Annotated in this window: 12 protein-coding genes and 1 riboswitch; of the genes, 10 read left to right on the top strand and 2 right to left on the bottom strand. The window is 69.9% G+C overall.

All coding sequences use genetic code 11. The features are described from left to right. Nucleotides 1-287: 287 nt before the first annotated feature. A complete protein-coding gene (locus QWU11_RS14375) occupies nucleotides 288-2,354 on the top strand; it encodes a toxin glutamine deamidase domain-containing protein (protein WP_290108212.1) in 2,067 nt (688 codons plus the stop codon). Here the strand turns inward: QWU11_RS14375 and QWU11_RS14370 are convergent. Continuing rightward, nucleotides 2,344-4,785: a beta-L-arabinofuranosidase domain-containing protein gene (locus tag QWU11_RS14370; protein WP_290108209.1), complete on the bottom strand. Its 2,442-nt coding sequence runs from the start codon at nucleotides 4,783-4,785 to the stop codon at nucleotides 2,344-2,346. The two genes, QWU11_RS14375 and QWU11_RS14370, sit on opposite strands and share 11 nt — an antisense overlap. A gap of 43 nt (nucleotides 4,786-4,828) precedes the next feature. Next, nucleotides 4,829-7,333 carry a LamG-like jellyroll fold domain-containing protein gene (locus QWU11_RS14365; protein ID WP_290108195.1) on the bottom strand — a complete coding sequence of 835 codons (2,505 nt, stop codon included), beginning with the start codon at nucleotides 7,331-7,333 and terminating at the stop codon, nucleotides 4,829-4,831. A gap of 170 nt (nucleotides 7,334-7,503) precedes the next feature. Between QWU11_RS14365 and QWU11_RS14360 the strand changes: the two genes are divergently transcribed. The 9 genes from QWU11_RS14360 (at nucleotide 7,504) to QWU11_RS14320 (ending at nucleotide 20,004) form a co-directional block, all read left to right on the top strand. Continuing rightward, complete coding sequence (locus tag QWU11_RS14360) at nucleotides 7,504-8,580, top strand: ABC transporter substrate-binding protein (RefSeq protein ID WP_290108176.1); 1,077 nt, start codon at nucleotides 7,504-7,506, stop codon at nucleotides 8,578-8,580. A 2-nt stretch (nucleotides 8,581-8,582) separates the two neighbouring features. Continuing rightward, complete coding sequence (locus QWU11_RS14355) at nucleotides 8,583-10,115, top strand: sugar ABC transporter ATP-binding protein (RefSeq protein ID WP_354670842.1); 1,533 nt, start codon at nucleotides 8,583-8,585, stop codon at nucleotides 10,113-10,115. Further along, nucleotides 10,112-11,077: an ABC transporter permease gene (locus tag QWU11_RS14350; protein ID WP_290108168.1), complete on the top strand. Its 966-nt coding sequence runs from the start codon at nucleotides 10,112-10,114 to the stop codon at nucleotides 11,075-11,077. The genes QWU11_RS14355 and QWU11_RS14350 overlap by 4 nt, the downstream gene beginning before the upstream one ends. Continuing rightward, a complete protein-coding gene (locus QWU11_RS14345) occupies nucleotides 11,074-12,084 on the top strand; it encodes an ABC transporter permease (RefSeq protein WP_290108159.1) in 1,011 nt (336 codons plus the stop codon). Before QWU11_RS14350 ends, QWU11_RS14345 begins: the two co-directional genes overlap by 4 nt. A 137-nt stretch (nucleotides 12,085-12,221) precedes the next feature. Then, a complete protein-coding gene (locus QWU11_RS14340; RefSeq protein ID WP_290108097.1) occupies nucleotides 12,222-12,779 on the top strand; it encodes a snapalysin family zinc-dependent metalloprotease in 558 nt (185 codons plus the stop codon). Nucleotides 12,780-12,864: 85 nt separating this feature from the next. Continuing rightward, nucleotides 12,865-12,941, top strand: a riboswitch (S-adenosyl-L-homocysteine riboswitch). A gap of 14 nt (nucleotides 12,942-12,955) precedes the next feature. Continuing rightward, a complete protein-coding gene (gene metH, locus QWU11_RS14335; RefSeq protein WP_290108079.1) occupies nucleotides 12,956-16,597 on the top strand; it encodes a methionine synthase in 3,642 nt (1,213 codons plus the stop codon). Between the two features lie 145 nt (nucleotides 16,598-16,742). Then, a complete protein-coding gene (locus tag QWU11_RS14330) occupies nucleotides 16,743-18,200 on the top strand; it encodes a TIR domain-containing protein (protein ID WP_290108024.1) in 1,458 nt (485 codons plus the stop codon). Between the two features lie 101 nt (nucleotides 18,201-18,301). Next, nucleotides 18,302-19,012 (top strand): HD domain-containing protein, encoded by a 711-nt coding sequence (locus QWU11_RS14325; protein WP_290108022.1) that lies wholly within the window; start codon nucleotides 18,302-18,304, stop codon nucleotides 19,010-19,012. 155 nt (nucleotides 19,013-19,167) lie between these two features. Then, nucleotides 19,168-20,004: a GNAT family N-acetyltransferase gene (locus QWU11_RS14320; protein WP_290108005.1), complete on the top strand. Its 837-nt coding sequence runs from the start codon at nucleotides 19,168-19,170 to the stop codon at nucleotides 20,002-20,004. Nucleotides 20,005-20,086 lie beyond the last annotated feature (82 nt).

Here is a 20,086-nt window from a genome sequence, read left to right as displayed (position 1 = left end):
CCCTCACTGACCGTGAGCGCGGGCCGGCGGCCGGATGGCGAACGTCCACTCGCAGCGCCGAGGGTGAAGCTCTGGCCTGTGTCGAGGCCGCTGCGGGGAGTCTGCTCGTCGCCGCGGGGGCCGGGCGCCGGTTCGTCATCGATCCGTCGGCGGTGCCGCGCCGGACGCCGGTGACACGACGGCCGGCCGGCCGCACCACACGGCAGGACGGAGCCCGCGTGGCGCGGAGCGCGTGGGCCGGCCACCGTCCCCTTCCTCCCGGGGTCGTGCGGGCGAGCTATCCCTGGTTGCCGAAGATCAATCCGCTTCGTTTCCGTGGGGGTGACTTCGCCACCAACTGCGTGCTCACCGCGATCGGCACGGACCTGACGCTGAAGGAGGCCATGCTCCATCCGGATGAGGATCCGGCGCGGCGTGCGTACTACCAGGTCCCGCCGGGTGAGCGCGCGCCGTACGAGCACATCCTCAACCTGGGCAGAGGCGAGCCGGTCGCGGTGCCCGGGTACGCGGCCATCGTGGACGCCATGACCGCGGCGGGCCGCGGGGCACGGGGCATCGTCATCGTCGGGGTCCGGGGCATGCCGGTCGGTCACGTCTTCAACGTGGTCCACGACGAGAACGGCATCGTGTTCCTGAACGGCCAGCAGGGCCGCCAGGCGGTCCTCCCGGCGTGGTTCGAGAGCCTGGAGTTCCTGCCGACCAGCGACGGTTTCCCTCGCGAGAGCATCGCCGTCGACGTGACTCCGGGGCAGCGGCCCCCGCTTCTCGGCGCGTACGGCCTGGAATTCGAGACGGCCATCCTCATCCACCGGCTACCGCCGACAGCGGCGGAGACGAGTGGCTTCGTGCTGGCCGTCAACGAGCGTCTGGGTTACCAGGTTCAGATCGACAAGCGTCACTTCCCTCGTGACACGGAAGGCACGTTCTACCCGAACAGGCGTCTTTTCGAGAAGTCCGGCAAGGAGCTGGCCGAGATGGTCTCCGGGCCGGTAGTGGAGTTCGTCTCGATGCCGTTCGGAATGACGGGGGTGCCGGCGGACATCCGGGCCGCTGACCGTGTCACAACGCTGGCGTCGATTCGGGAGAAGCTCGAGACGCTACGAGAGAAGGCGGCCGAAGACCCTCGCCAGAGACCGCGGCTGCCGGCCCGGGAGCTCTTCCCCGAGGAGGAAGGCTGGGAGTTCTTCCCCGGCAGGGACTCCTGGAAGATAGCGGCGGAGATGACGACGCTCGAGGCGTTGCCGATCACAGCGCCCGGCAGCGAGACGGGTGCACTGTTCGCCCAGTACACCGCAGGTGTGCCGCTGACCGAGATGCATGCCTTCCTCAAGTACGCGGTTGAGCATGGGCCGCTCGGAGCCGCGGTGCTTCGTTCAGGTCTCAGTTTCGGTGACAAGGTCGCCCAGCGTTTCGTCGAGTGGCGCTTCGGGACGAAGGTCTTGCCTAGCTCGCTCGACGGGCTGGGTGAGATCGAGTCGGTGTCGGCCATACGGGGAATGACCGCCCTGGTCTATCCACATATCGCCTCGCGGCTGGAAGGTTATCTCAAACCGGATGTGCTTCTCAAAAATCGCCTGCTGGTCGCTTCGCGAGTGGCCTTCGCCGGGATAAGGCAGCAGTTGCCCGATGATGCGAAGACTTTTCTGGATGGAAACGCCAAGTCCGTTCGGGATCTGCTGGTGACCCAATTCCGCCGGGCTCATCCGAACTATGATAAGGACTATGACGCGAAGGCCGTGGAAGAGCCGGCCCTTCGCGAAGTCGCGGAAATGCTGCCGGACAGATCCATCGACCTGCTCGGTCTCCCTTTCCCGGACGACGAGGAGACGAGTATCGGCACCTACCTGGACAACGCCCTGCTCACCCGGCCCGCTCAGCGAGTCGATCAATGGGAGGGGGTCGGTATCGGTACCGGCTTCGACGAGGCCGACACCAACGAGGGCCGGCTGACGGTGCCGCTGATTCCCGTGGAACTGCGGGGCTTCGGGCCGTCCCCGACCGGCATCGACGCCGCGGAGAACTCTCTCACCTCGATCGACGGCGTGCTCGGCCGTATGTACGAGCAGGCCCGGCACAAACGCGCCGGGATCGACCAGACGCGGATCGACGCGTTGCTGGCCGCTGCGTCCCGGGGCCGCCTCCAACTGCACGTCGCGCAGTCTCCCGCCTCGTCCACACAAGCTGCCCAGTCGCTCTCCCCGCCGGCCAGACCGGCGGCAGGCTCCCAGACCGGTCCTCTGGCGCTCAATTGGCGAGAGAGCAGACACAGCGGCGGGGAGGCGTGTGTGTCGGTCGCCGTCGTCGGCCCGGGGCCGCGGAACGCGATGGCCGCGGAGGGCACGGTCAGCCCCTGAGCCTCCACTCGAGGATCCCGCCGGAGACTTCGCTGCCGAGGACCGCCTCGATGCGGAACGCGCTCGCCCGTACGGCGGTGAACGTCGTCCGGTTGTAGGCGTCGCGCGCGGTGCCGTACGCGGACGGGTTCGCGACGGGCCGCCACGTGGTCCCGTCGAGGTACAGCAGCCGCCACGAGACCGGCACCCGGCACCGGCCCTGCCCGGTGTCGTCGAACCAGTACACCTCGGTGGCGGAGACCGTGACCGGCTGCGCGTACTCAAAGCCGGCCCACTCGGTGCCCCCGGTGTGGTCCCACCAGGTGAACCGCGGGATCGACTGGTCGCTTGAGTTCGCCGGCTCGATGCCGTCGCACAGTGCCTCGACCGTGTCGGCCTGCCAGACGTGGGAGGCCGTCGGCAGTACCCAGTCGTGGGCGCCCGCCCCGGTGCCGATGACCGGGAACGTCGTGATCCGCAGCCGAGCGGCCCCCATCGGGATGAGCGTGACCGTCTCCGGAGGCTCGGCGGACCGCGCCGGGCCGTCCTGGAGCGGGCGTACGACGTTCTCGTCGTCGGCGCCCCACTGGGGAATGCGGCGGGCCGTCGCGCGCAGTTCGAGCGGGACGCCCCGGCGCGTGAACGGGTTCCCGGTCGCGGCGTTGCGCCGGAGCGTGAAGGACGTGCCGTCGAGGCCGTAGTTCCACGCCGAACCGGCCGTGACCTCGTACTCGGGCCAGGCGGCGGTGCCCGCGAACTGCCGCCAGCTCTCCTCGATGGCGAGGGAGAAGGTCAGCGGGCCGTGCGCGACCGAGATCGCCCCCTTGTCCCACGTACGGGTGGTCGTGCGCATCGGCAGCGCCAGCACGACGCGGTCGCCGGACCGCCAGGTGCGCTCGACCACGGCGTAGCAGGGCGGGGCCGCGGTGAACGGGAGCGTCTCGCCGTTCACCGTGAGCGACGGCGAGGCGCACCAGGCGGGGATCCGCAGGTACAGCGGGAACGCGACCTCGCGGGGCGAGGAGACGGTCAGCGTGACCGTCTCCTCGAACGGGTAGCCGGTGTCCTCGGTGACCGTCACCGTCGTGCCGTCGCCGAGCTTGGCCGTGACCTCCGAGGCGGCGTACATCGAGGCGCACAGGCCGGAGTCGTACGTCGCGAGCCACAGCTCCTCGGAGTAGTACGGCCAGCCCATGCCGTAGTTGTGCGGGCAACAGCGGTACTGGTGGACGCCCGGCTTGTACGCCTGCATGGCGAAGGTGTTCTGGAACTGGCCGTGGGTCTTGGCGACGTCGTCGAGCCGGACGCTGTTCGCGCTGGTGATGTAGTGGGTGCCCTTCTGGGCCGGGTCGAAGGCCGCGGGCAGGGAGTTGACCGCGATCTCCTCGCACCGGTCGGCCCAGACCGGGTCGCCGGTGATCCGCGTCAGCAGCTCGAAGCTGTGCATGAACTCCACGAACCCGCAGGTCTCGAAGCCCTGCCGGGGATCGGTGTAGTGCGGCCGGCAGTTCTCGTCACCCGCGAAACCGCCGCCGGGGAACCGGCCGTACGTGCCCATCACGGTGGCGTAGTCGCGGTAGGTGGCCGCGCGCAGCGCCGGGTCGCCGGTCAGCACGCCGTACTGCAGCGGCTCGCGGAAGCCCTGGGCGAGGTTGACGTTGTGCCAGGTCGGGATGCCCGAGATGTAGTCGGCCGAGCCGGCGTGGATCTTGCGGACCAGGTCGGGCAGCCAGGACGCGCCGGTGCGGTTGTAGGTCCAGTAGATCGAGTCGATCGTGTCGCCCCACCGGAACGCGCCCCAGCCGCGGCTGAACACCGCGGCGGGCTGGGCGTTCTGGAACCCGAAGTACCGGGTCAGGAACGGCGTGATCCGGGTGTCGCCGGTGGCGTCCGCGTACGAGCGCAGCGCGTCCAGTACCGGCATGTGCGGCCAGAAGTCCGGGCCGCCCTCCAGCGACGTGCGCAGCCTGGCCGGCCCGAACCAGCCGTCCGGCTGCTGCGCGGCGAGGATGCCGTCGACCCACCGGCCGGTCAGGTCGCGCACCCGCTGGTCGCCGGTGACCAGGCCTAAGTCGGTGAGGCCGCGCAGCCAGTACGGCAGCTCCTCCCAGCCGTCCTGGGCCGGGTCGACCCAGCCGTTGGTCTCATAGACCAGATAGTCCGACACCTCCGGCATGCGGCCGTTGAGCCCCTCGACCTGGAGGTCGAGCTGCCGGCGCAGCCAGCCCTTCGGTTTCACGTTCCCGGGCGGCAGCCGCAGGAACGGCTCGGGCCGCAGCGGCGCGCGGTTCGGCGTGTAGAGGCCGCCGGCCGAGGGCGCCTCGGCCGTGCGGATCACCCGGACGGTGCCGGGGGCACGCGGGGACGCGGACGCGGGCCGGGCGACGGACGGCGCGACGAGGGCGCCGCCGCCGGCCGCGAGGCCGCGCCGCAGGAAGGTTCGACGTTCCATGTTCACTCCCTGGGGGAGGGGGCCGAGCCCCCTCCCCGCGGTCTCACTTTCCGGACTGGTAGAGCTGGGAGGCCTCGGCGGCCGACAGGGCGCGGTCGTAGACGTGCACCTGGTCGATGGCGCCGGGCCAGTAGTCGACCGGGTTGCCGCCGTACCGGGCGCGGCCGATCACGGTGTGGCCCGTGGACGCGTCGCCGAGGCAGGCCGGCGCGGTGCCGGCCTGCTGCCCGTCGACGTAGAGGGTGAGGGTGCCGCTCGCGGCGTCGCGGACGCCGACGAGGTGGTACCACTGGCCGGTCTGCGGGGCGGTGGGCGCGAGCGCGCGTACGCCGGCGAAGCTGAACGCGAAGCGGTCGTCCGCGCCGGAGTACTGCAGGTAGAACGCACTGTTGGTGTCGCCGTCCTGGCTGACCGCGGTGGCGAAGGACCCGCGGCGGTCCAGCTTCACCCAGGCGGAGACGCTGTAGTTCCCGGTCGTGTCCAGGATCGCCGCGCCCGTGTCCGCGTACTGGCCGGAGCCGTCGAACTGCAGCGCCGAGCCGGAGTGCCCGGCCGTCCACGCGGGGCCGCCCACGAGCGTCGCGTCGTGCGTGCCCGCGGCGTCCCCGGCGACCGTGCCACCGCCCTCGTCGAACGGGTAGAAGCTCACGCCGTCGAGCCCCGGCGTGCCGGGCGGGTAGGTCGTCCCGCCTCCGCCGCCGACCGAGCCCGACGCCTTGATGAGCGCGAGGTTCGCGGCGCGCACCTGGTCGGCGCCGGGCTTGAGCACCCGGCGGTCGTAGGTGTAGATGCCGTTGAGCTCGTCCTCGACGTCGGTGATCTGGGTGTAGACCGACGCGGAGATCCCGCACCGCTTCTCCACCTGCAGCAGCCGGCCCTGCAGCTCGGTGTAGCGGCGGGTCAGCGTGGCCGCGTCCGGCTCCATCTCGTACGCGAAGCCGTTCGCCGGGTCGAACATGTGCCCGTCGACGCGCAGGCCGAGCCCGCCGTACTCCCCGTCCACGGCCGCGCGTGCGCCCTGCTGGGCGGGGGCTCCCGGCCCGACGTAGGTGTGGTCGTCGTAGATGTCACCCTCGCCGTTGTCGGGCAGCGAGTCGCAGCAGTTGACGCCGCTGTCCGCGTTCACGAGACGGCTGGGGTCCCAGGACTTGATCTCACCGGCGATGCGGCCGGGTTCGTACTCGCCCCAGCCCTCGTTGAACGGCACCCAGGTGATGATCGACGGGTGGCTGCGGTGCTGGTCGACGACCGCGTGGAGCTGGGTCTCGAACTGCTCCTTCACCGACGCCGGCGGCGTGTGCGAGGCGAACGTCGAGGGCATGTCCTGCCAGACGAGCAGGCCGAGCCGGTCCGCCCAGTAGTACCAGCGGTCGGGTTCGACCTTGACGTGCTTGCGGACCATGTTGAAGCCGAGCCGCTTGTGCGCCTCCAGGTCGAACCGCAGCGCCGCGTCGGTCGGCGCGGTGTAGACGCCGTCCGGCCAGAACCCCTGGTCGAGCGTGCCGACCTGCATGAGGAACTTCCCGTTGAGGAGCGTCCGCACCTTGCCGTCCGGACCCTTGCCGAGACCGATCGAGCGCATCCCGAAGTAGGAGCCGGTCGCGTCGACGCTCCGGTGCCGGTCGACCAGCCGCACCTTCAGCGTGTACAGGTACGGGTCGTCGGGGCTCCACAGGTGCGGGTGCGGGACGGGCAGCCGGAGCTCCGTACCGGCCCGGCCGGTGACCCGCCCGACCTCACGCCTCCCGGCGTACGCGGTGGCCTCGACGGTCTGGGAGGTGACGCCGGTGGCGTGTACGGTCAGCCGGAGCGCCTTGGCGGCCAGGTCGGGCGTCGCGTCGAGCCGGTCGATGTGCGCGGCGGCCACCGGCTCCATCCACACCGTCTGCCAGATGCCCGAGGACGGCGTGTAGAAGATGCCGTCGCCGGTCTGGCGCTGCTTGCCGACCGGCTGCGCGCCGATGTCGGTGGTGTCGTCGACGCCGACCAGGACCTCCTGGGGGCCGGTCCCCCTCAGCGCGCCGGTCACGTCGGCGGTGAAGGAGTCGTACCCGCCGGTGTGCGTCGCGACCTTGACGCCGTTGACGTAGACGACGGCCTGGTAGTCCACGGCCTGGAAGTGCAGCAGCAGCCGGTCGCCGTGCCAGGAGCGCGGCACGGTGAACGTCCGGCGGTACCACATGTGGTCGACGTGCCGCTGGATCTCGGACAGGAGGGACTCCACCGGGTACGGCACGAGGATGCGGTCCGCCAGATTCCGGCCGGCCGGCGGCGTCTCACCGGCGGCGGCCTCGGCGAACTGCCACGTGCCGTTGAGGTTCTGCCAGCGGGACCGGGTGAGCTGCGGGCGGGGGTAGTCCGGCAGGGCGTTCTTCGCGGAGACCTGACTCGTCCAGGGTGTGGTCAGCTGCGTCTGCGCGGAGGGGCGGGGCGTGGCCGGCGCGGCTTCGGCCGGTACGAGGAGGGCGGCGAGCAGCGTGAGGGCCACGCCGATGAGGAGGGCCGGGCCACGGGGGCGGGCCGTCGCGTGGGATCGCAGCGCGTACAAGGAGGGGCTCCCATCTGCGCGGGGCGGAGGCGGGCGAGACGGCCCTCAGCATGAGCGTCCATGACCACAATTGCAATATTCAGATCGATGTTGACAGAACACGATCAGGAGTGGCTCAATACGGATGCCTTTCATCCCGCTGTGATCTCCACTAGGGGAAGGATCCGCCCATGACCGTTCCTTCGCGCCGTGGCGTACGTGCCGCCGCGCTCGTCGCCGTGCTGACCGTCGCCGCCGCCGGTTGCGCAAAGTCCGAGGACGACAAGCAGGCCGGCGCGCAGGACACGCAGGGTCAGCAGCAGGTCGTCCAGACCCCCTCGGGCAGCGCACCCTCGTGCACGCTCTCCAAGTTCGGGGCGCAGAAGTTCGACCTGAAGTCCGGGACGGTCGGGTTCTCCCAGTCCGAGAAGGAGGCGAACCCGTTCCGCATCGCCGAGACCGCCTCGATCAAGTCCGAGGCGAAGAAGCTCGGCATCGGCCACCTGAAGGCGACGAACGGGCAGTCGCAGTTCAACAAGCAGATCAGCGACGTGCAGCAGCTCATCGCCCAGGGGGCGCAGGCGCTCATCATCGCGCCGCTCAACTCCGACGGCTGGGAACCGGTGCTGCAGCAGGCCTCCGCCAAGCACATCCCGATCATCACGGTCGACCGCCAGATCAACGCGACGGCCTGCAAGGACTACGTGACGTTCATCGGGTCGAACTTCTACGAACAGGGCAAGCGGGCCGCCGACCAGATGGTCAAGGCGCTCGGGGGGAAGGGCAACGTCGCGATCCTGCTCGGCGCGTCGGGCAACAACGTGACCACGGACCGGACCAACGGCTTCAAGGACGAGCTGAAGAAGGCGGCGCCGGGGATCAAGATCACCTTCCAGCAGACCGCCGAGTTCACCCGGGAGAAGGGCCAGCAGGTCACCGAGCAGCTGATCCAGAGCAACCCGGACGTGAACGGCCTCTACGCCGAGAACGACGAGATGGGTCTCGGCGCGGTGACGGCGCTGAAGGGCGCGGGCAAGAAGGCCGGCCAGATCAAGATCGTCACGGTGGACGGCACGCGGAACGCCGTGTCGCAGATCCCGGGCGGCTGGATCTCGGCGGTCATCGAGAGCAACCCGAGGTTCGGGCCGCTGGCCTTCCAGACGCTGACGAACTTCCTGAACGGCCAGGCCATCCCCGACAAGGTCATCATCACCGACCGTGAGTACGACGCGTCCAACGCACGGCAGTCCGTCTCCTCGGCGTTCTGACCGTGGAGGACCCTCTGCTCCAGGTGAGCGGCATCGTCAAGCGCTTCACCGGAGTCGTCGCCCTCGACCGGGTGTCGGTGGACCTGGCACCCGGCGAGGTGCACGCCCTGGTCGGGGAGAACGGCGCCGGCAAGTCCACGCTGATCAAGGTGATCACCGGCGTGCACCGTCCCGACGAGGGGGAGATGCGCCTCGCCGGGCGGCGGGTGGAGTTCGCCGGCTCGCTCGACGCCCAGCGTGCCGGGATCCAGGCCGTCCACCAGGAGATCGGCCTGGTCCCGTCGATGAGCGTGGCGCGCAACCTGTTCCTCGGCCGGGAGCCGCGCCGGGGGTTCGGCCTGATCGACTTCCGCGCCATGCACCGCGAGGCGGAGCGCACGCTCACCTCGTACGGGATCGACGTCGACGTCCGCGGCCCGCTGCGGTCGCTGAGCGTCGGCGCCCAGCAGATGATCGCGCTGGCCCGCGCCGTCTCGGTGGACGCGCGGGTCGTCGTGATGGACGAGCCGACCTCCTCCCTCGAAGCCCGTGAGGTGGACACGCTCTTCGGGGTGATCGGGCGGCTCCGCGAGCGGGGCATCTCGGTGATCTACGTCAGTCACCGTCTGGACGAGCTGTACCGGATCTGCGACGGTGTCACCGTGCTGCGCGACGGCCGGGTGGTCCACCAGGGCCCGCTCGCGGAGCTGGACCGGCTGCGCCTCGTCGCGCTGATGCTCGGCCGTCCCGTCTCCGCCGTACGGGCCGAGGGCGTCACCAAGTTCACCGGCGCGCACGACCCCGCGCGGGACACCCCGGTCGTCGAGGCGTCCGGCCTGACCCGCCGGCACGTGCTCGACGACGTCTCGCTCGCCATCCGGCCGGGCGAGGTCGTCGGCCTCGGCGGGCTGCTCGGCGCCGGCCGTACCGAGACCGCGAAGGCGATCGCCGGCGCGCTGCCGCTCGACGGCGGCCGGGTGACCGTGGCCGGCGTGCCGCTGCGGCGCGGGTCGGCCGCCGCGGCGATCCGGGCCGGCGTGGCCCTGCTGCCCGAGGACCGCAAGGCCGAGGGCGTCATCGCGACGCTGTCCGTACGGGAGAACATCGCGCTCGCCGCGCTTCCCCGGCTCTCCCGCGGCGGCGTCGTCTCCGAGGCGCGCATCGACCGGATCGTCGAGACGTTCATGCGGCGGCTGCGCATCAAGGCCGCCGGACCGCACCAGCGGGTCGCCGAGCTGTCCGGCGGCAACCAGCAGAAGGTCCTGCTCGCCCGCTGGCTCGCCATCGAACCCAAGATCCTGCTGCTGGACGAGCCGACGCGCGGCATCGACGTCGGTGCCAAGGCCGAGGTCCAGGCGCTGATCGACGAGCTCGCCGAGGACGGCCTCGGCGTACTCCTGATCTCCGCCGACCTGGAGGAGCTGGTCGAGGGCTCCGACCGCGTCGTGGTGCTCAAGGACGGCACGGTCGTCGGCGAGCTGTCCGGCGGCGACCTCACCGAGGAGGGGGTCATGACCACGATCGCGGCGGTCGGCACCGGGGGAGGGGCCGCATGACCGACACCGCCCTGCCCGTCTCGCGGCTGGACCGCGGCCGGGTGCTCGCCTGGCTGCAGGACTACGGCGTGTACGCGGCGATCGCCGCGCTGATCGTCATCAACATCGCGATCACCCCGCGCTTCCTTTCGCTGGAGAACCTGCGCACCCAGCTCGTCCAGGTGGCGCCGGTCGTCATCGTCTCACTCGGCATGGCGCTGGTGATCGGCACCGAGGGCGTCGACCTGTCGGTCGGCTCCGTGATGGCCCTGGCCACCGCGCTCATCCCGCTCTACCTCGGGTACGGCGTCGTGGCCGCGGTCCTCGCCGCGCTCGTCGGCGGCGTCGTGGTGGGGCTGGTCAACGGGTCCCTGGTCGCGTTCGTGGGCGTGCAGCCGATCGTCGCGACGCTGGCGCTGTTCGTCGGCGGCCGCGGGATCGCGCTCGTCGTCGCGGGCGGGCAGCTCAAGGACGTGTACGACCCTGACCTGCTGAACCTCGGCTCGTCCAGCCTCCTGGGCGTCCCGCTGCCGGTCGTGGTCGCGGCCGTGCTGACCGTCGTGGTGATGGCGGTCGTGCGCCGCACGACGTTCGGCCGGCGGCTGGTCGCGATCGGCGGCAACCGTACGGCGAGCGAGCTGTCGGGCCTGCCCGTACGGCGGATCCTGCTGCTCGTGTACGTGGTGTCGGGCCTGCTGGCGGCGACCGCCGGGGTGCTGGCCACGGCCCGGCTGCAGGCCAGCGACCCGTCCTCCCTCGGCCTGCTGATGGAGCTGTCGGCCATCACCGCGGTCGTCGTGGGAGGGACGCCGCTGACCGGCGGGCGGGTACGTGTGCTGGGCACCGTCGCCGGCGCGCTGCTGATCCAGCTCGTCCGCGCGACGCTCATCAAGCACGATCTCGCGGACTCGCTGGCGCAGATGGTGCAGGCAGTGATCATTCTTGCGGCCGTGTACGCCGCGCGAGGGGCGGGCCGGCGATGACCGAACAGACGATGCCGGCCGTGACGGCCACCGACGCTCCGGCCGGTGCCTCCGGCCGCGAGCGCGCCTTCGGGCTGGTCCAGCGCCACGGCGCCGCCGCCGTACTGGTCCTGCTGGTCGCGATCGGGTCATTCGCCTTCGACCGGTTCCCGACCGGCGACAACCTCGGCAACATCGCGATCACCTCGTCGTTCCTGGCGACGGTGGCCCTCGGCATGACCTTCGTGATCATCACGGGCGGGATCGACCTGTCGGTCGGCTCGGTCTTCGCCCTGGGCGGGGTGCTGGCCGCGTACGGCGTGCGCTGGGGGTCGCTCGCCGCGCTGCTGCTGCCGCTGGTGGTCTGCGGGGCGTTCGGCCTGGCCCAGGGCCTGTTGATCGCGCGCGTACGGCTGGCGCCGTTCATCGTCACGCTCGCGGGCCTGCTGGGCGCGCGCGGCCTGCTGCTGTCGATCTCCGACGAGGGCGCCAAGACCTACCTCATCCCGCACGGCGCGGTGCTCGCCCGGGTGGGCCAGGGCGGCTTCCTGGGCCTCGGCTACCCGGTGTACCTGACGATCGCGCTGTTCGCCGCCGGCTCGGTACTACTCCAGCGGACCAGGTTCGGCCAGTGCGTGTACGCGATCGGCGGCAGCGAGGACGCGGCCGAGCTGATGGGCGTGCCGGTCGTACGGACCAAGGTCGTCGTTTACGTGCTGTCCGGCCTGCTGGCCGGCCTGGCCGGGGCGCTCAACGCGGCGCGGCTGTCCTCGGGCGTCACGATCCTCGGCACCGGGATGGAGCTCGACGTCATCGCCGCCGTCGTGATCGGCGGCACGCTGCTCACCGGCGGCGCGGGCTCGGTCAGCGGGACGATCGCGGGAGTCCTTCTCCTCGGCGTGATCCAGAACCTCATCAACCAGATCGGCGATCTTTCCTCGTCCTATCAGCAGGTGGTGAGCGGCGCCTTCCTGGCGGCCGTCGTGGTCGTGCAGACCTACCTGAGCCGGGTCCAGCGCCTACGCTGATGTATTGCCATATGACCGATTATTTTTCAATAAGTCATGCTACTTGTTAAGTAATCGGCACAGAAATAGGCTCGGCGCGACCCCGACCCCGGGTCCCCTGCGGCAACGCTCAATTCCTGACCGAGGAAGGCTCCGCCATGCTGCACCGCACTGTCGCGCGCGTCCTGATCGGCGCCGGCGCGATCACCCTCACGGCCGCCGTCGTCCCCGCCGCCGACGCGGCCCCCGCCCCCGCCGCCGTCATCACCCTCCACTACGACGCCAGCCAGGCCGCCGAGTTCAAGAGCGCGGTCGCCGCGGGCGTCGCGTCGTGGAACGCCAGCGTCCACAACGTCCATATCGTCGCCGCCACCTCCGGAACCCGTGCGGAGATCCAGGTCGTCGCCTTCGACGGCTGGCCGCAGTCGAACCTCGGCCCGGTCCGCCCCGGCGGCCGGGTGACCGTGTGGTTCGGCCGCGAGGCCGTGAACGAGGGCTACAACACCACCCGCATCGCCGCCCACGAGCTCGGCCACAGCCTCGGCCTGCCGGACGCCAAGCCCGGCCCCTGCTCGTCGCTGATGTCGGGTTCGACCGGCGGCGTCTCGTGCACGAACGCCACGCCCAACGCCTCGGAGAAGGCCGGCGTGGAGGCCAATTACGCGAACGGTGTGGCCAGGCAACCGCTCGGAGGGGTGCTCGTGGACGCCCCGTGACGGTCGGCTCTCCGTCTTCTGGATTGCGGGTCGTCTGATGGTCTTTCGTTGGAGAGCCCGCGCCTTATCGGGTAACGTCAAGGGTCAGGTCGAGAGGCGCTGCAACGGGCTCAGAGCCCGCCACGCTCGGCCTGGTTCAGACCGCAAGGGCGCCTCCCATTACGGGAGGTGCACCAGTGGAAGAACCGAACGGGCGTGACGCCGCGGAGGCTCTGCGTCAGCTGCTCGCCGAGCGCGTCGTGGTGCTCGACGGGGCATGGGGGACCATGCTCCAGGGCGCGAAGCTCGCACCGGAGGACTACCGGGGCGACCGCTTCACCGACCACACGCACGACGTGACCGGCGACCCCGACCTGCTCAACCTCACGCGGCCCGACGTGATCCTCGACGTGCACCGGCAATACCTCGCCGCGGGCGCGGACATCACGACGACCAACACGTTCACCGCCACGAGCATCGGCCAGGCCGACTACGGCCTGCAGAAGTACGTGCGCGAGATGAACGTCGAGGGTGCCCGTCTCGCCCGCCAGGCGGCGGATGAGGCGGGCGGCCGGTTCGTCGCCGGCTCGATCGGCCCGCTCAACGTCACCCTGTCGCTGTCCCCGCGCGTCGAGGACCCGGCCTACCGCGCGGTCTCCTTCGAGGACGTCCGCGCCGCGTACGCCGAGCAGATCTCCGCGCTCGCCGAGGGCGGCGTCGACCTGCTCCTGATCGAGACGATCTTCGACACGCTCAACGCGAAGGCGGCGATCACCGCCGCCCGCGACGTGGCCCCCCACCTGCCGCTGTGGATCTCGGTCACGATCGTCGACCAGAGCGGCCGTACGCTCTCGGGCCAGACCGTTGAGGCGTTCTGGAGCTCGATCGAGCATGCCGAGCCGCTGGTCGTCGGCGTCAACTGCTCGCTGGGCGCCGAGGAGATGCGCCCGTACCTCGAAGAGCTGTCCCGGCTGGCCGGGACCTACACCGCCTGCCACCCCAACGCGGGCCTGCCCAACGCGTTCGGCGACTACGACCAGACGCCGGAGGAGACCGGCCGGCTGGTCGGGGAGTTCGCCGAGGCGGGCCACGTCAACATCGTCGGCGGCTGCTGCGGCACCAGCCCGGAGCACATCGGGCACATCGCGCGCGCCGTGTCCGGCCTGTCGCCCCGGCGGGTGCCCGAGCAGACGCCGCGGACGCGGTTCAGCGGCCTGGAGCCCTTCGCGATCGGCCCCGACACCGGCTTCGTCATGATCGGCGAGCGCACGAACGTCACCGGCTCGGCGCGCTTCCGGCGGCTGATCGAGGGCGATGACCACCAGGCCGCCGTCGACGTGGCGCTGGAGCAGGTACGCGGCGGCGCGAACATCCTCGACGTCAACATGGACGCCGACCTGCTCGACAGCGAGCAGGCCATGACGACCTTCCTGAACCTCATCGCGACCGAGCCCGAGGTCGCCCGCCTCCCGATCATGATCGACAGCTCGCGCTGGAGCGTTCTGGAGGCCGGGCTCCGCTGCGTGCAGGGCAAGGGCATCGTCAACTCCATCAGCCTCAAGGAGGGCGAGGAGCCCTTCCTCGAGCAGGCCCGGCGCATCCGCGACTACGGCGCCGGCGTGGTCGTCATGGCCTTCGACGAGAAGGGCCAGGCCGACACCACCGAGCGCAAGGTGGCGATCTGCGGCCGCGCGTACGACCTGCTCACCCAGAAGGCCGGGTTCGCCCCCGAGGACATCGTCTTCGACCCCAACGTGCTCGCGGTGGCCACCGGGATCAGCGAGCACAACGGTTACGCGAAGGCGTTCATCGACGCGCTGCCGCTGATCAAGGAGCGCTGCCCCGGCGTGCGGACGAGCGGCGGCATCTCGAACCTGTCGTTCTCCTTCCGCGGCAACAACGTCGTACGCGAGGCGATGCACTCGGCGTTCCTGCTCTACGCGGTCCGCGCGGGCCTGGACATGGGCATCGTTAACGCGGGACAACTCGCGGTCTACCAGGACATCCCCGCCGACCTGCTCGAACTCGTCGAGGACGTCATCTTCGACCGGCGCGAGGACGCCACCGACCGGCTCGTCTCCTTCGCCGAGACGGTCAGCGGCGAGGGCACCAAGCGCACGGTCGACCTGTCCTGGCGCGAGGGCCCGGTCGAGAAGCGGCTGGCGCACGCGCTCGTGCACGGCATCGTCGACTACATCGAGGACGACACCGAAGAGGCCCGCCAGCGGGCGGCGCGTCCCCTCGACGTGATCGAGGGCCCGCTCATGGACGGCATGAAGGTCGTCGGTGACCTGTTCGGCGCGGGCAAGATGTTCCTGCCGCAGGTGGTCAAGAGCGCGCGGGTCATGAAGCGGTCGGTCGCCTACCTCGAGCCGTACATGGAGGCCGAGAAGGAACAGGCGCGCCTGGAGGGCCGGGCAGAGGTCGAGCGCGGCAACGGCAAGGTCGTCCTGGCCACGGTCAAGGGCGACGTGCACGACATCGGCAAGAACATCGTCGGTGTCGTCCTCGGCTGCAACAACTACGAGGTCATCGACCTCGGCGTCATGGTCCCGGCCGCGAAGATCCTCGACACCGCGGTGGCCGAGGGCGCCGACGCGGTCGGCCTGTCCGGGCTGATAACGCCGTCGCTGGACGAGATGGTGAACGTCGCCACCGAGATGGAGCGGCGGGGGCTGAAGCTGCCGCTGATGATCGGCGGCGCCACGACCTCGCGGCAGCACACGGCGGTACGCATCGCGCCCACGTACGAGGCCACCACGGTGCACGTGCTCGACGCCTCCCGCGTCGCCGGCGTGCTGTCCGACCTGCTGGACGAGGACCGGGCCAAGGCGCTGGACACCAGCAACCGCGCCGAGCAGGAGCGCCTGCGCGACCAGCACGCGAACAAGCAGAAGCGGCCGCTGCTCTCCCTCGCCGACGCCCGTGCCAACCGCGAGCAGGTCTCCTTCGACGGACTGCCCGTGCCCGAGTTCACCGGCGTCCGGGGGGTACGGCCGGAGCTCAAGGAACTCCGCGAGATGATCGACTGGCAGTTCTTCTTCCTCGCCTGGGAGCTGAAGGGCAAGTTCCCGGCGATCCTCGACCAGCCCGTGGCGCGCGAGCTGTACGACGACGCCAACGTCATGCTGGATGAGATCCTCGACAGCGGCAGCCTCCAGGCGGAGGGCGTGTACGGCTTCTGGCCCGCGCACAGCGACGGCGACGACATCGTGCTCGACGCGGGCGACCAGGGCGAGATGCGCCTGCCGATGCTGCGCCAGCAGAGCTCCAAGCCGGAGGGCCGGTCAAACCGTTCCCTGGCCGACTACATCGCACCGGCGGGGGACCACCTCGGCGGTTTCGCGGTGACCATCCACGGGGCGGACAAGCTCGCCGCCGGCTACGAGGCCGAACAGGACGACTACCGGTCGATCATGGTGAAGGCGCTGGCCGACCGGCTGGCCGAGGCCTTCGCGGAGTACGCCCACCTGCGGGCAAGGCGCGAGTGGTTCGAGCCGGAGGCCGACCCTGAGCTGGCCGACCTGCACGCCGAGCGCTTCCGCGGCATCCGCCCGGCACTCGGATACCCGGCGAGCCCGGACCACAGCGAGAAGCGCGAGCTGTTCGACCTGCTCGACGCCGGCCGGGCGGGCCTGGCCCTGACCGAGTCGTACGCGATGACACCCGCCGCGAGCGTCAGCGGCCTGATCTTCGCCAACCCGTCGTCGCGTTACTTCACGGTCGGCCGGCTGGGCCGCGACCAGGTGGAGGACTACGCGGCCCGCCGTGGCCTGGCCCTGCCCGAGGTCGAACGCTGGCTCCGCCCGAACCTCGACTACACCCCGGACGAGTCCTGACCCGATCCCGCCACTGAGCCCCCGGCCGAAAGCCGGGGGCTCGTTCGTCACTGCGCTAATATGAATAACGCCTGAGGAAAGTCATTCTCCGCAGAGCCCCAAAGCCCTATTTAGGGTGACCAGATCGTGGTGGTAGGCCGAGCTCATGGAAGCTGCGTTATCGCTGACCGCGAAGATGTTGCACATCTCTTCCGTCGAGGAATTGGCTCGGTCGCTGATAAGCCGGGCGATGCTGGTCTCCGGGCGGTTCGAGGCGCACGAGTTCGGGAGAAATCAGCATTCGTCGGCGTCGGCCGGAGGCTTCCTGATTGGCATATCCGGGATTCGCGGCATCCGCGACGAGGTGGTGCGTCCGGTGGTGGACGGGGTGCTCGGCCTGCTCGACGCGGACGGATCCGCCCGGGGCCATGACAACGACGCGTCCGCCGGCCGGACTTCGTGGACCGAATCGCAATTACTCTTCGGGCTCTTATGCAGACCCCATCTCGTGACAGGAGAGTACGACCTTCTTCGCGGTCTGGCCGGGGCCTTACTCGCCAAACAGCACTCCGGCGGGGGCTGGCCGCTCAGAGAGGGTGAGGATCCGGAGTTCACCTTCGCGTTCTATCCGGCGTTGGCGCTGTCCCGCGCCTACCGCACGGGAGTCCGCCAGGAGGAGGGGGTGCGCGTCGCGCTCGCCGCCACGGCCCATTATCTCGAGAATGTCCTGCACCAGCAGAAGATCTCCGTCGAAGAGGCGATACTCGGCTACTCCGCCCTCGAGCGTGTTTACGCGGTCATCGGCGAATCACCGACGATCTCACTGCGTGAGAACAAGAAGCAGATCCTGGAGTCGGCGTGGGACGCCGAAGGCGGCCTGCGGCTGCAGGACCGGCTCATCATCATTTACCGGCAACCGGCCTGGCATTCGCTGACCTGGCATCCGTTGCTCTATCTGTGCCTGAGACGTTGGTCGTCCCCGCTGGCCCCCGTCAACGCGCTGCTCGGCGCGGAGCTGCTGGACGGCTTTTCCCCGAGCATATCCGCGTGGCCGGGCCCGGTCGGCGGAGTGCGGCACAGGTCGGGCGCGTCCTGGGCGTCGGCCCTGGCTCTCAAGGCAACGGTCCACCTCGCGCGCGACCTGATGGTCGCCGGAGTGTCGGAGCACGAATATCGAGAGCGGGTGGGCTCCCTGCAGTCCGATGGCTATGAGTACGACATCGCCATCTCCTTCGCGGGCGCTGACCGGAGCGTCGCGGAGAACATCACCAGGAGGCTGGAGGCGGCGGGGCTCAGGGTCTTCTACGACCGTGATCACCAGCATGAGCTGCTGGGTGAAGACCTGGCGATGTACTTGCAGGTTACGTACATGAGCAAGAGCAGATTCGCCATAGTCCTCGTGTCCGAGGCCTTCAAGAGTTCCAGCTGGGCGGGTAACTGGGAGTGGAAGGCGGTGCTCGCGCGTATGCAGCGCCAGCGCACCGGCTACGTCCTTCCTTACATCATGGAAGAGGTGATGCTTCCCGGTCTGAGCCCGACTCTCGGGTTCGTGTCCTCATCCGACTATTCGCCGGACGAGTTCTCGAAATTGGTGGTCCGGAAAGTGCGGGCGGCCGGCGGATAGTGCTGGTGGTCATGATCCGCTGAATTGGGGCAACCTGGGCATCCTATGCAACATTTGCTGCAGTGCTTGCTCTTGCAGGTGGGACTTGTATGGTAAGACGCATGACTTCCGCTGGCCAAACCCGGATGACCGATCCGGATGACCGCGCTTCTATTGATCGTTTCCGGGCCGGAGTGATCCGGGAGACGACGCTTTTCGCACGTAAAGAGTTAGGTGTCGAAGAATCGACCGGCCACGACTGGTGGCATGTGGACCGGGTCCGTATGGTCGCCCTGAATATCGCCGAATGCGAGGGCGCCGATCCCTACATCGTCGAGCTGGCCGCGCTTCTCCACGACATCGAGGACTACAAGTTCTCCGGCAGCGACGAGGCCGGCCCCCGGGCGGCGGCCGAATGGCTGATCTCCCTGGGCGTCGAGGACGAGGTGACGAAGGAGGTCGCCGGCATCATCCGGTGGATGTCCTTCCGCGGCGCGAAGGTCGAGGAGGTCCCCCTCTCGCTGGAAGGCGAATGCGTGCAGGACGCCGACCGGCTGGACGCCATCGGTGCCATTGGCATCGCGCGAGTGTTCGCGTACGGCGGGCACGTCAAACGGCCCATCCACAACCCCGACATGGCACCCGACCTCCACACGTCGGCGGAGAGCTACGTCACGTCCAAAGGGACGTCGATCAACCACTTCCACGAGAAGCTCCTCCTCCTGAAAGAACGCATGAAGACCCCGACCGGCAGGCGCTACGCGGACAGCCGGCACGAGCGGCTCGTGGAGTTCCTGCGAGATTTCGACGCCGAGTGGACCGGTGCGAAGTAAGAAGTCCCTGACCGCACGGTGACAACTCCAGGCAGGTAGGCGCGCATCCGTCACCCGCCGACGGCGCCGTCCGCACACCTCCGCCACCGGCGTACGAAAAGGATCATTCTTCGGTTTCTCTGCGGGACTTTCGCCGCAGAGGGCACTATGCAGGGATGAGCTGGGTCTTTACGGGAGATATCACCGGGTACAGCGCGGTCGCCACTGGCTTCCTGCGTTCGCGGCCGGTGGAGAACACCGTGCTGGTCACGGTCCTCGAATCCCTGCGCGCCCGCGGCCTGACCGCGTACGGCGACGCTCCCGCGGTGCTCGGCTCCTGGTTCGCCGCCGGCTGTGTGTCCGGCGCGGTCGTGCATACCCCGCCCTTCCCGATGCTGCTCAGCAGCATGCCGCCCCCGGCCGTCAGAGAACTCGCGGAGGCGCTGGACGCGGACGGCCGCCGGCCGCCGGGGGTGACCGCCCGGCAGGGGATCGCCGAGGCCTTCGCCGCGCGCTGGAAGGCGGTGACCGGCGCGGACTTCACGATCTGGGAGCGCCGTCGCCTCTACCGGCTCACCGGCGTACGGCCGCCGGCCACGCCCGGCCGCTCTCGCCTGGCCGGCCCGGCCGACCGTGACCTGCTCCTCGACTGGTACCACGACGCCGAGCGGGAGATCCGCGAGCGCCCCGGCGACCACGCCGCCGCGGTCGACGACCGGATCGCCTACGGCGGCCTCACCCTGTGGGAGCGCGACGGCGTCCCGGTCGCTCTCGCCGGCCGTACGCGGATGGTCGCCGGAATGGTCCGGATCGCGCCCGTCTACACCCCGCCCGAGCACCGGTTCCACGGGTACGGCGCCGCCGCGACCGCCGCGGTGAGCCAGGCCGCCGTGGACGCGGGCGCGAAGGAGGTCGTGGTCTTCACCGACCTGGCCAACCCGGGCAGCAACGCCCTTCACCAGCGCATCGGCTACCAGCCGCTCGACGACTACCTCGTCATCTCCTTCACGTAGCGCGTGAAGGCCGGACAAGGGCTTTGCAAGCGCCTCTTGGCACGCTTACGGCCGCACATCACCTCATCCCCGTCTTCGGAGG

Source organism: Actinomadura sp. DC4, from assembly GCF_030406325.1.
In the GTDB taxonomy this organism is placed as follows: Bacteria; Actinomycetota; Actinomycetes; order Streptosporangiales; family Streptosporangiaceae; genus Actinoallomurus.
Note: the sequence above shows the minus strand (reverse complement) of the source record. Positions and strands in the feature narration are given on the sequence as shown.

Bases quoted from the DNA above. Each gene is read 5' to 3' on its own strand.
- QWU11_RS14350 (WP_290108168.1), top strand. From the start codon at position 10,112: ATGACCGACACCGCCCTGCCCGTCTCGCGGCTGGACCGCGGCCGGGTG.
- QWU11_RS14360 (WP_290108176.1), top strand. From the start codon at position 7,504: ATGACCGTTCCTTCGCGCCGTGGCGTACGTGCCGCCGCGCTCGTCGCC.
- QWU11_RS14330 (WP_290108024.1), top strand. From the start codon at position 16,743: ATGGAAGCTGCGTTATCGCTGACCGCGAAGATGTTGCACATCTCTTCC.
- QWU11_RS14325 (WP_290108022.1), top strand. From the start codon at position 18,302: ATGACTTCCGCTGGCCAAACCCGGATGACCGATCCGGATGACCGCGCT.
- QWU11_RS14370 (WP_290108209.1), bottom strand. From the start codon at position 4,785: ATGGAACGTCGAACCTTCCTGCGGCGCGGCCTCGCGGCCGGCGGCGGC.
- QWU11_RS14320 (WP_290108005.1), top strand. From the start codon at position 19,168: ATGAGCTGGGTCTTTACGGGAGATATCACCGGGTACAGCGCGGTCGCC.
- QWU11_RS14345 (WP_290108159.1), top strand. From the start codon at position 11,074: ATGACCGAACAGACGATGCCGGCCGTGACGGCCACCGACGCTCCGGCC.
- QWU11_RS14340 (WP_290108097.1), top strand. From the start codon at position 12,222: ATGCTGCACCGCACTGTCGCGCGCGTCCTGATCGGCGCCGGCGCGATC.